A 381-nucleotide genomic window follows, 5' to 3' on the forward strand; every position below is an offset into this window, starting at 1 on the left:
GGCCCTCATCCGCGACAAGCGCCTCGACACCCTCTCGCTGCTCCCCGCCTCCCAGACCCGCGACAAGGACGCGCTCACCGACGAGGGCGTCGCCCGCGTCATCGGCGAGCTGCGCGAAAAATTCGACTGGGTGATCTGCGACAGCCCCGCCGGCATCGAGCGCGGCGCCACGCTCGCCATGCGCCACGCCGACATCGCGGTGGTCGTCACCAACCCCGAGGTCTCCTCGGTGCGCGATTCCGACCGGATCATCGGGCTGCTCGATTCGAAGACCGAGCGGGCCGAGAAGGGCGAGCGGCTGGAGAAGCACCTGATCCTCACCCGCTACGACCCCACCCGGGCCGAGCGCGGCGAGATGCTGAAGATCGACGACGTGCTCGA

1 protein-coding gene is annotated in these 381 nt (G+C 69.6%); it reads left to right on the top strand.

Annotated features, from left to right (window positions below; translation table 11 throughout):
- Positions 1 to 381 (top strand): cellulose synthase operon protein YhjQ/BcsQ (locus HPY23_RS28115; RefSeq protein WP_338101107.1); only part of this gene is annotated, 381 nt, incomplete at both ends.

The organism is Methylobacterium ajmalii (assembly GCF_016613415.1).
Taxonomy (GTDB): domain Bacteria; phylum Pseudomonadota; class Alphaproteobacteria; order Rhizobiales; family Beijerinckiaceae; genus Methylobacterium; species Methylobacterium ajmalii.